General features: G+C 41.5%; 13 protein-coding genes. 7 read left to right on the top strand and 6 right to left on the bottom strand.

Annotation, left to right across the window (positions count from 1 at the left end):
* The first annotated feature begins 1,274 nt into the window (after positions 1-1,274).
* The 5 genes from B7P33_RS00265 to B7P33_RS00240 all read left to right on the top strand — a co-directional run bounded on the left by B7P33_RS00265 (position 1,275) and on the right by B7P33_RS00240 (position 6,736).
* Positions 1,275-2,081 (top strand): TIGR00266 family protein, encoded by an 807-nt coding sequence (locus B7P33_RS00265; RefSeq protein WP_097439970.1) that lies wholly within the window; start codon positions 1,275-1,277, stop codon positions 2,079-2,081.
* A gap of 1,155 nt (positions 2,082-3,236) precedes the next feature.
* Entirely contained in the window at positions 3,237-3,890 is a 654-nt protein-coding gene (locus tag B7P33_RS00260; protein WP_097440727.1) for a DUF2461 domain-containing protein, read from the top strand.
* Positions 3,891-4,472: an NUDIX domain-containing protein gene (locus B7P33_RS00255; protein ID WP_097439969.1), complete on the top strand. Its 582-nt coding sequence runs from the start codon at positions 3,891-3,893 to the stop codon at positions 4,470-4,472.
* A gap of 398 nt (positions 4,473-4,870) precedes the next feature.
* Positions 4,871-5,329: a GNAT family N-acetyltransferase gene (locus B7P33_RS00250; protein WP_097439968.1), complete on the top strand. Its 459-nt coding sequence runs from the start codon at positions 4,871-4,873 to the stop codon at positions 5,327-5,329.
* Between the two features lie 732 nt (positions 5,330-6,061).
* On the top strand, positions 6,062-6,736 hold the full coding sequence (locus B7P33_RS00240; protein WP_097439966.1) for a head GIN domain-containing protein: 675 nt from the start codon (positions 6,062-6,064) through the stop codon (positions 6,734-6,736).
* A gap of 77 nt (positions 6,737-6,813) precedes the next feature.
* On the opposite strand, the gene B7P33_RS00235 is transcribed toward B7P33_RS00240, so the two are convergent.
* A complete protein-coding gene (locus B7P33_RS00235; RefSeq protein ID WP_097439965.1) occupies positions 6,814-8,121 on the bottom strand; it encodes a D-alanyl-D-alanine carboxypeptidase/D-alanyl-D-alanine-endopeptidase in 1,308 nt (435 codons plus the stop codon).
* Positions 8,122-8,217: 96 nt separating this feature from the next.
* Between B7P33_RS00235 and B7P33_RS00230 the strand changes: the two genes are divergently transcribed.
* Positions 8,218-8,415: a hypothetical protein gene (locus B7P33_RS00230; RefSeq protein WP_097439964.1), complete on the top strand. Its 198-nt coding sequence runs from the start codon at positions 8,218-8,220 to the stop codon at positions 8,413-8,415.
* Between the two features lie 79 nt (positions 8,416-8,494).
* Here B7P33_RS00230 and B7P33_RS00225 read toward each other — a convergent pair whose 3' ends face one another.
* Together B7P33_RS00225 and B7P33_RS00220 are read right to left on the bottom strand one after the other, a co-directional pair.
* Positions 8,495-9,178, bottom strand: a complete 684-nt coding sequence (locus B7P33_RS00225) for an Abi family protein (RefSeq protein ID WP_097439963.1) — start codon at positions 9,176-9,178, stop codon at positions 8,495-8,497.
* Positions 9,179-9,313: 135 nt separating this feature from the next.
* Positions 9,314-10,258, bottom strand: a complete 945-nt coding sequence (locus tag B7P33_RS00220) for a LysR substrate-binding domain-containing protein (RefSeq protein WP_097439962.1) — start codon at positions 10,256-10,258, stop codon at positions 9,314-9,316.
* A 162-nt stretch (positions 10,259-10,420) separates the two neighbouring features.
* On the opposite strand from B7P33_RS00220, the gene B7P33_RS00215 reads away from it, so the two are divergent.
* Positions 10,421-10,900 carry a Dps family protein gene (locus B7P33_RS00215; protein WP_097439961.1) on the top strand — a complete coding sequence of 160 codons (480 nt, stop codon included), beginning with the start codon at positions 10,421-10,423 and terminating at the stop codon, positions 10,898-10,900.
* 260 nt (positions 10,901-11,160) lie between these two features.
* Here the strand turns inward: B7P33_RS00215 and B7P33_RS00210 are convergent, their stop codons facing one another.
* The 3 genes from B7P33_RS00210 to B7P33_RS00200 all read right to left on the bottom strand — a co-directional run bounded on the left by B7P33_RS00210 (position 11,161) and on the right by B7P33_RS00200 (position 14,559).
* Positions 11,161-12,771, bottom strand: a complete 1,611-nt coding sequence (locus B7P33_RS00210) for a sulfatase (protein WP_097439960.1) — start codon at positions 12,769-12,771, stop codon at positions 11,161-11,163.
* 309 nt (positions 12,772-13,080) lie between these two features.
* Positions 13,081-13,500 carry a DUF2141 domain-containing protein gene (locus B7P33_RS00205; RefSeq protein WP_097439959.1) on the bottom strand — a complete coding sequence of 140 codons (420 nt, stop codon included), beginning with the start codon at positions 13,498-13,500 and terminating at the stop codon, positions 13,081-13,083.
* Between the two features lie 159 nt (positions 13,501-13,659).
* Positions 13,660-14,559 carry an MORN repeat-containing protein gene (locus tag B7P33_RS00200; RefSeq protein WP_097439958.1) on the bottom strand — a complete coding sequence of 300 codons (900 nt, stop codon included), beginning with the start codon at positions 14,557-14,559 and terminating at the stop codon, positions 13,660-13,662.
* Between the last annotated feature and the right edge of the window lie 22 nt (positions 14,560-14,581).

Here is a 14,581-nt window from a genome sequence, read left to right as displayed (position 1 = left end):
CATGACACAAAGAATAGTTTATGGAAATGTAAAACGTTACATAGATAGTAGGAAAAAGACTACTTTTTAAAAATATGATGTGAACCCTACAAATGTTGATGCGATAATGCATTATAACGTATTTTCTTACTTGTTAATCGAATTATTATGGTGGTTTGGTTTCGTCTAGAAATGGCCAATTGCCCTACTGACAAAGTGTTTTCATGCGATGCTTTAGGATTCAAAAAAAAATGGATGTAAGAAAGACCCTAAAAGAACTTTCGGGTATGTGTAAAAGCCATGTGTGGATGTAGCAATGGGTTAATTTGAAAATGTGGCAATTTGAAGATGGATAGCAAAGTTCGAGTTACGAAGTGGGAGGTACGAAGTTTTCCAATTACCATGTTGAGTCAATATCGAATGATAAAACGTCCCCTTGGGGGGATTTAGGGGGGTATTCGTGTCCGCCTGCGGCAATGTAACAATTCATCAATGTACCGATGTTGCAATATACCAATGTGTCAATGTGGTAATTTGAAGATTTGAAAATGCCACGGGAAGTTCGAGCTACGAGGTGGGAAGTACAAAGTTGTTGTTGAATCGTTTATGGTTTATTTTTTAGCTGCGAATCCGTTTGATGGAAGTATTGTGGAAGCTTTCTCCGTGAAACGCTGTGTTATACCTTGTTTTCTAGCAGTATTATGCCTTACAGACACTATAAAAATTAGTGCAATTCGTGAAATTCGTGTCCGCTTGCGGCAATATACCAATGTGTCAATGTGGTAATTTGAAGATTTGAAAATGGGACGGAAGTTTTAAGTTCGAGTTACGAAGTGGGAGGTACGAAGTTTTCCAATTACCATGTTGAGTCAAAATCGAATGATAAAACGTCCCCTTGGGGGGATTTAGGGGGTATTCGTGTTCGCATGCGGCAATGTGCCAATTTGTCAATGTGGTAATTTGAAGATTTGAAGAATTGAAAATGGTTAGCAAAGTTCGAGTTTCGAAGTGGGAGTTACGAAGTTTTCCAATTACCATGTTGAGTCAAAATCGAATGATAATACGTCCCCTTGGGGGGATTTAGGGGGGTATTCGTGTTCGCCTGCGGCAATGTACCAATTTGTCAATGTGGTAATTTGAAGATTTGCAAATATGATGATAGCTATAATCGATTACCCATTAAACAAACCATGAACAACAAACCATAGGAACACTGTAACAATTTTTGCCTATTCAATACCAATAACTTGAATCAATCATAAAAGTTTAAACGACTTCATTATACAATACACATTATGAAATACGGAAACCACGAAATAGACTTTGAGATCCACGGCGAGGAAATGCAATATGTAGATATAGAACTTGATCCCCAAGAGGCCGTAGTGGCCGAGGCGGGCAGTTTTATGATGATGGATCAGGGCATACAAATGAACACCATTTTTGGCGATGGATCTAACCAAGACAAAGGGGTATTGGGTAAATTGTTCTCAGCCGGAAAACGCCTGTTAACGGGCGAGAGTCTGTTTATGACCGCCTTTATGAATGCCGGACAAGGCAAAAAACAAGTCAGCTTCGCTGCGCCTTACCCAGGTAAGATCGTACCTATTGACCTTATGAAATACGGCGGACGATTTATTTGCCAAAAAGATGCCTTTCTCTGTGCGGCCAAAGGGGTTTCGGTTGGTATCGAATTCTCTAAAAAACTCGGCCGTGGCCTTTTTGGTGGCGAAGGGTTCATTATGCAAAAACTGGAAGGCGATGGTATGGCCTTTGTACATGCCGGTGGAACCTTAGCGCGCAAAGAACTGGCCGCTGGCGAGGTGTTAAAAGTAGATACCGGTTGTATTGTGGGCTTTACCAAAGATGTGGACTATGATATCGAATTCGTAGGCGGAATCAAAAACACGGTTTTCGGGGGTGAAGGTCTCTTTTTTGCTACCCTACGTGGACCCGGTACCGTTTATGTACAATCACTTCCCTTTAGCCGATTGGCCGGTCGTGTTTGGGCCGCAGCACCCAGAGGTGGGGGGAAAGACAAAGGTGAGGGCAGTATTTTAGGTGGCATTGGCGACTTGTTGGATGGCGATAATAGGTTTTGATTTAGTGGGCTAGTGGGTTAGTGGACTAGTAGATGGTGAACTAGTGCTTAGCGACTACGGTTTGGAATCCATTGTATTATATAGCAATGTACAATGTAGCAATTTGAAAATTTGACGATTTGAAAATGGGGTAGAAAGTTCGAATTACGAAGTGGGAGGTACGAAGTTGTCATAACTCATTACTAATTTAAAGAATGGTCATGTCGACGACAGGAGACATCACACTATATAATGAAAGCCCAATAAAATTAGTGCAATTCGAGAAATTCGTGTCGGCCTGTGGCCATGTGCCAATCTAGCAATATACCAATGAATCAATGTGAAAATTTGATGATTTGAACATGGGGTAGAAAGTTCGAATTACGAAGTGGGAGGTACGAAGTTGTCATAACCCTTAACTTATTTAAAGAATCGTGTCGACGATAGGAGACATCACACTTTATAATGAAAGCCCAATAAAATTAGTGCAATTCGTGAAATTCGTGTCGGCCTGCGGCAATGTACCAATGTACCAATGTGCCAATGTGGTAATTTGAAGATTTGAAAATGTGACGGAAGTTTTAAGTACGAGTTACGAAGTGGGAGGTACGAAGTTGTCATAACTCATATCCCTTAACTCATAACTGGAGTATTTATTGGTGGAAACCATCTCTGTGAAACTCTGTGTCTTCCCTGTGAACTCTGTGTAACGACAAAGTAAATTTGAAAATGCACCTGTAAATCAGCACAAGTACTCGTGTTAATTAGTGCAATTCGTGTCGGCCTTGGTGAATGTGCCAATTTGAAAATGTGCTAATTTGAAAATATCATAACCGGGTTGCCCAAATTGTTGAATCAGTTAAGGGAAACCTCTGTGAAACTATGCGTCTTCTCCGTGAATCTCCGTGGAACAACCGTACTATTCGTGTTAATTCGTGCAATTCGTGTCGGCCTGAGGGAATGAGTTGATTTGATAATGTGCCGATTTGAAGGTTTGAAAAGGGGAGCCGAAGTTCGAATTACGAAGTGGGAACTACATGTCATAACTCCTAAACCTTAACTCATAACTGGTTTAAGGATTCGTTGATTGGCCCATGGTCTTTGGTCTTTATTCTATAGTCTATCATCTAAATATAGGACATACTTATTTTGATTATTTCCGTAGCTTGCATGCTTATGGATTTTAAAGCAATGTTCCGCTTTTTGGAAGAACTTCGCGATAACAACCACAAGGAATGGTTAGATCGGCATAGAAAACGTTATTTAGAGATTAAGGCCGAATATCAAGAATGGGTAGACCATTTGGATGTTCGGCTTGAACAATTGGATTCCGATTATTATCCCACCCCAGGGAAGCGGGCGATTACACGGATAAACAACAACCTTATGTTCCACCCAAACAAGCCCACTTATAAAGACTATATAGGGGCTGCAGTAGACCGGCGACCGGGCACCGGTGATTTTTATGTGCATCTAGGGGCGGGGGAATGTTTTATCGCTGGCGGCTTTTTTAGGCCGGAGGCCAAGGTATTACGAAGTATTCGTGAGGGCATCGATTACAATGGGGAAGCACTACAGGCCCTAATCGAAGCCCCAAGTTTTGTCAAATATTTTGGACAATTAGATACCACTGATAATCTGAAAACGGCACCAAAAGGCTATCCGAAAGACCATCCACATATCCAATTACTAAGACGAAAGAGCTTTGAGGCCTACCATACCATGGAGCGGCAAATGGTATTCGAGCCCGATTATCTCGACTACGTTACCGAAGTCTATAGCGCCATGTTGCCCTTTCGTAAATACCTGAACAAAACCGTTACCGTATAAATGGAATCTGATCGAATCAAAAACCTAAAGGCCGAATTATTGTCCGATAACTGGGCCAAACTGGAAAAATATACCTACGATTACCAGAATTTTGCCGGGGCCTGGGAAACCCAAGTCCGCGAATCCTATGACCGAGGTAATGGGGTGGCTGTGTATCTATATAACCCAGAACGACAAAAGGTACTATTGACCCGCCAATTTCGCCTACCCACCTATTTAAATGGCAACAGCAACGGACTTATGGTAGAGGTAGCTGCCGGGGTCATGGAACCCGACGGCCCCGAAGAAAGTATAAAACGGGAGATTTTAGAAGAGACCGGTTATGCCATAACCCAAATCGAAAAATGCTTTGAGGCCTATATGAGTCCGGGATCGGTAACTGAGATTATTCATTTCTATTTGGCCGAATACAATGAAAACCAACGCCAAACCGAGGGTGGTGGTGCCGATTATGAAAGTGAAGATATCGAAGTACTGGAGTGGAGTTATGACCGGGTAAAGGAAGCCCTAACCCAAGGCGAGATAAAAGACGCTAAAACCATGATGCTGATACAACATGCCATGATCCAAGGGATTATTTAGCAAGTCCGAAGGAATAATTTGATAATGTAACGATTTGAAAATTTGAATATGAGTGGAAAATTATAGGTGCAAAGTGGAAAAATTAGTGCAATTCGTGAAATTCGTGTCAGCCAGTGGCAATGTGATAATGTAACAATGTATCGATATTCCAATGTGTCAATTTGGAAATTTGGTAATTTGAAAATGGGGATAGAAGATTGAGGTGACCATGCGTTTTTATTGAAAGTTGATATAAGGATTAATGTCATTCTTGACCCTCTTTTTTTTAAACAACAAACAACGAACAACACAAAATTACCCATCATAACCCTTAACCCATAACTCATTTAATAAATCATTGCTTGCCATTACGGTATTCGGTAATTTTCCGTTTCGATACCTAGAAAATAGTTCTGATTATGATTATTCGAGAAGCCACCCTAAACGATTTGCCTACGCTGTTGCGATTCGAACAAGGCATCATTGAAGCGGAACGGCCCATGGATCCCACCATCCGAAACGGACAGATTAATTATTACGACATTGCCGCCATGATCGATTCACCGGAACATTATGTTTGCGTAGCCGAACTCGATGGGGAATTGGTGGCTTCTGCATATGCCAACAAACGCCAACCCCGGCCATATTTAGATCATAAGCAGTATGCCTATTTGGGCTTTATGTTTGTAGACCCTAATCATAGGGGTAAGGGTATCAATGGTAAAATCATGGAAGCCTTAAAAAAATGGTGTTCGGCGAATAAACTTACCGAGCTCCGTCTAGATGTCTATTCCGTGAACGAAGCCGCGATACGAGCCTATGTAAAGGCAGGCTTTAAACCCCATCTTTTAAATATGCGTATGCGCATAGAAGATTGAGAGGCTCTGGCTGTCAGTTTGGCCAATATGCCAATGTACCAATATACAATGTAACGATGTAACAATTTGATAATTTGATAATTTGAAAATAGGCCAGAAAGTACGAAGTTCGATGTACTTTTTTGAGTCAATATCGAACGACAAAACATCCCCTCGTGGGGATTTAGGGGGGTAATTGTATCGGCCTAGGTCAATGTACCAATTTGAAAATGGAGTTGGAAATTGTTTCATCGGAATTCCAAAGTTCCAAAATAGACGAAATCATTGAGAACTCCCTCTCTGGCGCCTGTCCCGCGGAATGGCGGGAGGAGAAGGTCGGGGTGAGGGCTTTCCAGTAAGATGTTTAAATCTTCGTAAACCAATATACCCCATAACTCCAAACTGGTTTGTTGAATCGTTGAGTTGATGAGTTGGGAGACAAACTCCGTGAAACGCTGGGCCTTCTCCGTGAAACTCTGTGTAACAACCCGGTTTTCAGCTGAAAATCTTGCCTCGGAATAAACATGAGCCTTCGTGGAATTAGTGAAATTCGTGTCAGCCAGTCCCAATGTGATAAGGTAACGATGTATCAATATACAATGTGTCAATATGGTAATTTGAAGATTTGAAAATGTAATAGAAGGTTAGACTGTACAAGGGTAATATGAAGGTAAAAAATCGAAACAAAATAAAGCCAAACTGTAACGATCCCCGATCAGTTGTATCTTTATAGAAACCAAAAGACGAAAGATCATGAAAATAAAAATTACCTTACTGACACTCTTCCTAAGTATGGGCTTGTTTGCCCAAAAAACCATAGAAAAAGATTTAGGTAACTTCCATACCCTAAAGGTTTTCGATCTTATGGAGGTAAACCTTATCCAATCCGATGAAAACAAGGTAGTAATCAAAGGCAAGGATACCCATTATGTAAAGATCATTAACCAAAATGGTAAACTGAAACTTCGTATGGAGCTCGACAATCGTTTCGATGGGGCCCAAACCTTTATTGAAGTATACTTTACCAATATCAAACTGATCGATGCCAACGAAGGGGCCGTAATCGTGGCCAACGAACTTATAGAGCAAGACCGCATTGAACTGCGCTCGCAAGAAGGTGGTAAAATCAAAGTCGGACTCAAAGTAGACGATGTAAAAGTGAAGGCGGTTACCGGTGGTATTGTACAAGCATCCGGTTTGGCCAAGTATCAGGAAATAAAACTGAATACGGGCGGAATTTTCGAAGGTCGCGAGTTAGAGACCCAGACCACTAAAATAGCCATTACCGCAGCCGGTGAGGCCGAGGTAAATGCCGAAGATTTGGTGGATGCCAGTATTACCGCCGGGGGCGACATCTATATTTATGGCGACCCCAAAGAAGTCAATAGAAAGCAATTGGCAGGGGGGCGCATTAAGATTATGCAGTAGGTTTAAGTCTAAAGTCTAAAGTCTAAAGTCTAAAGTTGGACTTATAAAAAAACACTTTAATGGCCCCAAACCATTTACTACAGATTATCCCGAATGGCTTCAAAAAAGATGGTCATTCGGGTTTTTAATTTCTGGGTAGGTTGGCGGTAATGATTGTTCATAAAACTAAAGATCAATACCCGGCCCGAATCGGTAACCAAATACCCACTAAGGTTATAATTGTTTCCTAAACTACCCGATTTGGCATGTAGATAAGGTCTCGGGTTTCCGGCATAATAATTCTTTAATGTACCTACTTTACCTCCAGTAGGGAACAGATGGAACAAACGTTCTTGGGGTATTTCGGCGTATAGCCGGTCTAATAAATACACCAGTGAGGCAGGCGTGAACAAATTATACCGCGACAGTCCGGAACCATCTACCCAACGTGGTTCTTGGGGCATTTCGGGGAATAGAACATCCAACGCATGTTTACGGGCGATATTAAAGTTTAAGGTATCGGTCAATGTTCCGGCGGAGAGCTGCATGAGTTGTTCGGCAATAAAATTGTCACTCTGGTGCATTAAACGCTTCAAAAGGGAATCGGTCGGTACCGAATACAAGGTTTGGCTATCACCCTTGGGAAAAGTCCCGATTTCAATGTTTTTATCCAAAAGGGAAGTCAATAGTTTTTGGGTGTTTTTCGTAGAGGTGATAAAGGGTATTTCCAAAGAGTCACCCGGCATTTGGTTCCTATTGAAGCGGTTTTGAAATGGCTTCCGATTTCGTTCGCCCCCGTTATAAAGTGAATCCTTAAAATATTCGGGAATAATGTACAAACTATCCTTTAGAAAAATGATAGCCACATTGCCATACAGAGGCAACGGACTGCGCTCGGGGGAATAATAGGTATCATAATCTTCCCAAGCCCATCCGGGGCCATAGGCATTATCCTGAAAATTCTCAGGACAATACACCAAGTTTTTCTGTTTTGATAAAAATTGGGTTACCGTACTGTCTTGATAATACGGATGTAATTGGGAAGGGTCGCCAGTACCTTTAAAATATAAAGAATCATTTTGTACCGTGTAGATTAGGGCAGGGGTTTGCTTACCCAATACCGAAATGGCGGTGGCCAAGGTAGCGATTTTAGTATTACTTGCCGGGGTGAAATACTTGTGTGCGTTATGGTTTATCAGGGTGTCTTTGGTTTGGGCATCGATTACCAAAACCCCGGTAAATTGATTTTCGAAAAGCTTATGGTCAAAATATTCGTGACCGTTCTTTCCATAACCCAGCTTTTGGGCCGGGGCACAAGAAGCCAACACAATCGTAATGGCGACAACCCAAAGAAGGTGTTTTGTAATCGTTTTAAAAAGAGGGTGTTGCGTGAATGAAAATTGCATTTAACAGATTATTATCTTATTTTTAACGGTTCTAGAATACTAACCAACTCGATTTTTGGTTAATTTAGGGAAAACAATGTAATTAAAGCCAAGAGTATGCCAAGAGCTATGTTGGAGTACACCAAAACCGTGCTCCGAAAGGTAAGCTTCGATGCCAAATTGTTTAGCAAAGAGGTGGAAAAAGCAGTTTCTAGGTTGTTACCTTATGAAATTGAAGAATTAAGATTCTGGCTCAACCAATTCACGACCGACAAGCCAGAGTTGAGACCAAGTTTAATGTATTTAAAAGCATAGAAAAAGGGTTCCCACGGGAGCCCTTTTTTAGTTTGCCTCGAAAGTTTTTTAAGAAACATAAAATTAATTTAAGATTGTGTTAAAGCCTTTCAATTTGGTCACAATACTGTTCAATATGGTCTATACCGTATAAATATTCAGAGGCGTCAATGTCCATCCAATGAAACATATTTAAAATTGTGTTATAGTGGTTCCTGGCACTGGTCAAATCTTTAATAGATTGTTTTTTCAGAAAGCATATTGGTTCGTGATGGGCAATCCTATTCCTAAAGTTATTTATGGTTGCTAATTGATTAAAAACATAGTTCTGGTTATATTGAAAAGAAGTTGAGCTTTTTGGTTTGCATGGAAAAATATGAAGTAGGGTATTACCAGTGGCTCTAAATTGCTTTTGTGCGAACAAATACCTCCAAAAACCGAACCCTAATTCAGCCACCAATTTATTATGTGAATAATGCGGGCCTAATTTCGTAACGGCAGCGTTAATGTTTTTTTGGGTCAGCTTGGTGTTATTTGTGTCAAACAAACCATTTGTTCGTGCTCCTTCCCTTAACCAGTGATTTCCGAATCTAGTAATACCATGTTGGTCAATTTTATTTCTTAATGCGATTTCAAAGCAGCTGATTACCGTAAAAAACTCTTGAGAAAGTTTTAGATTCAAACGATACAATGTCATTGCCTTTCTGGTATCACCATGCGCAGCCTTATGGTAACGGCTCATTCTTGCAGGTAATAAAATAGCGGCAAATTTAGAGTATCTCATTAAGTGTCATCTTGTTATATTCGATTAGATTTAATATATTTGTACTATCTTATTCCCGATAGTCCCTGATTCGTCAAACTATCGGGTTTCGTTTTTTATACCTAAGTTACTTTTTTAGAGAGAGTCCTTCGGATTTTACCCCACCTTATTCAACGGACTAATAATCTGTACATCGTGAAAGGCAATGGCTCCTTTTACTAAGCCACTGATAACATCTTTTAGGGCATTGGTTATTTGTATTTTCAGTTCGCTTTTGTGGTAGATTAAGCTTACCTCACGGGCAGGGGAGGGGGCTTCGAAATGTTTAAGGTTCTTTTTTCTTTCACCATCCAATTCCATGGTATTCAGATAGGGTAGTAGGGTCATACCCAAACCTTCATCTACCAGATTGATTAGGGTCTCAAAACTCCCACTTTGCAAACGGAAATGCTCTTCCCCGTAATTTCGGTTGGCGTTACAGATATTGATGATACCATCTCGAAAACAATGTCCATCGCGTAACAACAGTACATCGTTTATATCCAAATCGTCGGGAAGTAATTCCTTTTTCTCACCCAAACGGTGGGCTTTGGGTACGTAGGCCACAAAAGGTTCATAGTATAACGGCCGCTCTATAAGCGATTCATTATCCAATGGTGTGGCCGCAATGGCGGCATCGATATGGCCTTCGTTCAGGTTTTTGATTAAAGTCTCGGTATTTTGTTCCTTGATGATCAAATTCACCTTAGGGTATTTTTTGATAAAGGTCTTTAGGAACATAGGTAATAAGGTGGGCATTATGGTGGGTATAATGCCCAACGTATATTCGCCCCCAACGAATCCTTTTTCTTGATCCACGATATCTTTGATACGTTCGGCCTCGATTACAATATTTTTAGCCTGCTCCACGATTTTTTTACCGACTTCAGTAATTTTTATGGGCTTTTTGCTTCGGTCGAACAATTGTACCCCCAATTCGTCTTCCAATTTTTGCACTTGCATACTTAAGGTAGGTTGGGTTACAAAACTTTTTTCTGCGGCTTGGGTAAAGTTGCGATGCTCGGCTACGGCTAATACGTAATACAGTTGGGTAATGGTCATTTGCGATAGTTTTGAATGATAAAAATATAAAAACTATCAATATAATCTATACTTAATAACCGTTTTTATAAGGGTATCTTTGTGATAACAAAAAAGGGAAGCAGTTAACGGTTTGCTTTCGAATAGATTACCAACATATAAAACACATAAAAACTTTACCAAATGAAACGCAATAGTATAGGATTAGACAAAGAAAAATCATTGAAGTTAAGCGGGGAACTTAATGTGCTTTTGGCCAACTTTCAGCAATATTACCAAAGCTTACGTGGTATTCACTGGAATATCAAGGGAAAACGCTTTTTCGATCTTCATGTAAAGTTCGAAGAATTGTACGACGACGCCAATACCAAGGTAGATGAAATCGCTGAGCGAATCCTTACCCTTGGGGGCGTACCCTACCATACCTTCGCCGATTATAGTGCAAACACCAGGGTACCCGTCGGAAAAGATATAACCCAAGATGAACAAGCCATTCGCTTGATCGTTGATTCTTTGACTGAGTTATTGATTTTGGAAAGGGAATTACTGGACAGTTCCGACGATGCCAATGACGAAGGCACCAATTCGATGATGAGCGATTTTATAACCGAGCAAGAGAAAACCGTCTGGATGATGAAAGCTTGGTTAGACGAGGAAATATAAACCCTTTAAGGGAGATTACTTGATTTAGATGTACCATACCGCCTTGGGTTTTGCCTTGGGCGGTTTTTTATTTGATAGTATTCCATTCTTGTAGAATGCTAATCTATATTGATAAAAACTAGAGTTTGCTGTGCTACTTGTGAAATTCATTCTAATAATTTTTAAAGACTAAATAACGCAGCGTATTACAGAGAAATCCTATTCGGTTTTCAGCAATCAATACGAACCACTGATATGTGTCAATAATCAATATTCAATAATCAATCCGTTTTACTTCCCCACCAATCGGCATTGGGTTGCCAATCGGTTTCCAGCATTTTTTTACGGCCATTTTCCAAGCGGGGCATTAGGGTATCGCGAAACCAGGCTTCTTTTTGTTTAAAACGGGCTTCGCTATATTCAGGGTCCTGCACCGCTTTATTGGCCCCAACCGAATCTAACCATTCCAGCAATTGAGTTCTTAATTTTTGGGTCGTTTTGGGATGTTGTTGGGCCAGGTCGTTTTGTTCACTTGGGTCTTCTTTAAGTCGGTAAAGTTCATCGGTATCATCTTCCCAATAATGGATCAATTTCCAATCCCCTTGACGAATTACCGAACTGGGGTCGCCACCTTGGTTGCCATAGTGCGGATAATGCCAATACAAAGGCCTTTTGGATAGCCCCTTACCGTCTAAAGCATTAACCAAACTCAACCCGTCTTGGTGCTCTTGTGGCCTAGCAGGTAACCCAGCCAGATCCAATAGGGTAGGATAGAGGTCTGTACCGATTACCGGGGTTTCGTTCACGGTTCCTTTGGTCGTTAGCCAAGGTGTATAAACGATAAAAGGGACTTTGATCCCACCTTCCCACTGGTAGCCTTTACCTCCGCGAAGGTCGAGCATATTCGAAGAATAATTATCGCCCGAGGCCACCCCGCCATTGTCCGAAGTGAAAATAACGACCGTATTGTCTGCCAAGCCTTGGGCTTTCAGGGTTTCCAATACATGGCCGACGGCCTCGTCCATTTGTTCGATTAGTCCGCCATATACTGGATTGTCTTGTTGTTTGCGAATGGGCAGTCTACGCTCCATTTCGAATCCGGTTTCGGCAATACCCATGGCTTCGGCCTTATCCCTATATTTCTTCCATTTTTGTTGTGTGGTTTGAATGGGCCCGTGTACGGCATAAAAAGACAAAAAGGCCAAAAACGGGCTTTCTTTGTGCTCAGCTATGAATTTGGAGGTTTCCTTGGCCAGTTTCATAGAAAGGGACATGCCTTTTTCCTCAGGATAGTCCGTCATTTTGGGGTTATTAAATGGGGAAAAATATCCACCACTATAGGGACCACCTTTTTCATAACCGCCTTGGTTCACATCAAAACCATGATCTTCCGGATAGGAGCCTTCACTACCCAAATGCCATTTACCGGCAAAGAAAGTACGATAGCCTCCTTCTTTTAAAGCTTCGGGTAGGGTGGTATATTCATGGGGTAAATGGGTCACATATTCAGGGGGTAATAATTGGGTCTCCCGTTTGGCCTTGCGCCATTCGGTTCCGGTTTTGGCTCCAATATAATCGGTAATACCATGGCGGGCGGGTAGTTTACCGCTCATAATACTGGCCCTAGACGGACTGCATACCTGGCAGGCGGCATAACCATTGGTAAAGGTTACGCCTTTGGCTGCCAAACCATCTATGTTCGGGGTTTCGTAATAGGTGCTACCCAAACACCCCAAGTCTGAATACCCCAGGTCGTCGACTAAAATAACCAGGAAATTAGGTTGGGCCGGTTTCGCGTTTTGGGTTTGCTTTTCCTTGCAGCTAAAATTGACCAATAGTGATAGGAAGACTATGGAAATAGGTAAAACGGTCTTGGGTACACGGTATGGCATGGTCTGGAATTTTTAAAGTGTTGAAATTAACCATTCCGGCACAGCTATCCATACCTATTTCTAAAGGAATTGTATTATTTGAAACAAAATGGCTAAGGGCAAAGAAGTTAGTTGGTGAAGATTGCTATAGATACTAGTGAATCGTAAAATTAACTAGAATCATGAAATCGTTGTGTTGGTTCCGGATAGGATGAAAAACAGTTTTGACGGCCATTGGTACTGCCATAGGCCACAAAAAAAACACAGCTGGGAGAAGTCCCGGCTGTGTTTTGATTGATTGATGAATAAACTTGTTCGGTACGCATTGCCTTAGAACATTAGCGTCAATTTTTTTGTGCCGCCTTCGTAGGTGAATTTGGCTGCTTGATAGCTAGGTGGGCCAAAGCTCATATCGTTGCCCGACATACCATAACTTTCTTTGGGCATACCGTTAGCTTCGAAATCCATACGCCTGTTGTCGTTTTCGTCGTGTAGGGCCATAATGGCGTACTCGCCTGGGGCCACATCGGTAAAAGTGATGGTTACGGAACCGTTTTCTATGGTGCTACCCTCGTTTTTAATGCCAGGGCCTTTCATAAAGGTGTCTTGGGTATGTAAGCTAAATAGCACGGTGCCATTATCATTTACGATATTGTCGATGGTTACCGTTATGGTGTTGGTCTTTTCTGCTTGGGCTTGGATTACGGCAGATGAGAAAATAAGGGCGAGAACTACGAATACATTTTTCATTAGAGGTGGTTTTGAATTGATTACACAACAAAGATGCGTTCGCTTTACAGCATATTCAATTCCGGACTACCCAGTTGTAGATTTTAGAGGATGGATCGTTGAAGCAAAAACCTATGGGTTCGAAGGTTTGGTAAAATAAAGGAAGGAAGTGGTGGGCGTTTACAAAGCGGCAACCGAATTCTTTTTGGCCGTTTTCTTGTTGGCCTTGGAATTATGGGAAATCAACTCATCTTTTTCCCAAACCCCTTGGGTCATAATCTTGCCCTTTTTATCGTAAAAGGCCCCTTTGCCCGAGCGTTGGTCGTTTTGCCATTGGCCTACATATTTTTCACCTTTGGGCCAGTAGTAGGTACCTTGCCCGTTTCTTTGGTCATTTTGGTACTGCCCTTCATAATACTCACCATCTTTCCAATAGTAGGTGCCTTGACCATGGCGCTGGTTGTTTTTCCAATACCCCACATAACGGCTTCCAGTGTTAAAAATAGCCACACCGTACCCATGGGCCTTACCATCTTTTACCTTGCCTACATAGTGTACTTGGCTACCTTTGGCATTGGTAAACGTAACATATTCACCAAATGATTTTTCGTGCAATTGCTTTCGCAGCTTGGCCATTTGTACTTGGGCCTTAGACAGCGCGAAACTTAATGAGTCTAACTGGGCGTTATTTATATTTGAACCAACAATTTGGGTTTCCGTATCCGGTTCTTCCCCGTTTTCCAATTCATCTTGATTCTTTTGGTATGCTGCCTTTTCATAGGCCAAGAATTTTGCGGCCAAAGCCAAACGGAGGTTAACCCCGCTTGGGCCATCGGAAATCGGGTTTTCCTTTTGACCTTTATAATGAGCCATGGCATCGGAATATTGACCTTGTAATAATAGCGAATCGGCCTCCCATAACTGTTTTTCAGTCTGTAAACGATTTTCCAATTGATTGATGCGTTCGGTTTTTCGGGCCAATTCCGTTCGAGTCTTGTTTTGGGAGAGTCCCATAAAGACAAGGGATGCGGCCATGATTGCGATAATACCGACGGATAAAAATTTTTGGAAAAACTTCATAAGTTAGGTTTCTTACATAGGT

Source organism: Sediminicola luteus (genome assembly GCF_002514735.1).
GTDB lineage: Bacteria > Bacteroidota > Bacteroidia > Flavobacteriales > Flavobacteriaceae > HQA918.
The sequence above is the reverse complement of the archived record's forward strand: the minus strand, read 5'-3'. Positions and strand labels throughout refer to the sequence as shown.

Coding starts and splice junctions, on each gene's coding strand:
- B7P33_RS00250 (WP_097439968.1), top strand. CDS start 4,871: ATGATTATTCGAGAAGCCACCCTAAACGATTTGCCTACGCTGTTGCGA.
- B7P33_RS00235 (WP_097439965.1), bottom strand. CDS start 8,121: ATGCAATTTTCATTCACGCAACACCCTCTTTTTAAAACGATTACAAAA.
- B7P33_RS00265 (WP_097439970.1), top strand. CDS start 1,275: ATGAAATACGGAAACCACGAAATAGACTTTGAGATCCACGGCGAGGAA.
- B7P33_RS00215 (WP_097439961.1), top strand. CDS start 10,421: ATGAAACGCAATAGTATAGGATTAGACAAAGAAAAATCATTGAAGTTA.
- B7P33_RS00255 (WP_097439969.1), top strand. CDS start 3,891: ATGGAATCTGATCGAATCAAAAACCTAAAGGCCGAATTATTGTCCGAT.
- B7P33_RS00200 (WP_097439958.1), bottom strand. CDS start 14,559: ATGAAGTTTTTCCAAAAATTTTTATCCGTCGGTATTATCGCAATCATG.
- B7P33_RS00260 (WP_097440727.1), top strand. CDS start 3,237: ATGGATTTTAAAGCAATGTTCCGCTTTTTGGAAGAACTTCGCGATAAC.
- B7P33_RS00240 (WP_097439966.1), top strand. CDS start 6,062: ATGAAAATAAAAATTACCTTACTGACACTCTTCCTAAGTATGGGCTTG.
- B7P33_RS00225 (WP_097439963.1), bottom strand. CDS start 9,178: ATGAGATACTCTAAATTTGCCGCTATTTTATTACCTGCAAGAATGAGC.
- B7P33_RS00210 (WP_097439960.1), bottom strand. CDS start 12,771: ATGCCATACCGTGTACCCAAGACCGTTTTACCTATTTCCATAGTCTTC.
- B7P33_RS00220 (WP_097439962.1), bottom strand. CDS start 10,258: ATGACCATTACCCAACTGTATTACGTATTAGCCGTAGCCGAGCATCGC.
- B7P33_RS00205 (WP_097439959.1), bottom strand. CDS start 13,500: ATGAAAAATGTATTCGTAGTTCTCGCCCTTATTTTCTCATCTGCCGTA.
- B7P33_RS00230 (WP_097439964.1), top strand. CDS start 8,218: ATGCCAAGAGCTATGTTGGAGTACACCAAAACCGTGCTCCGAAAGGTA.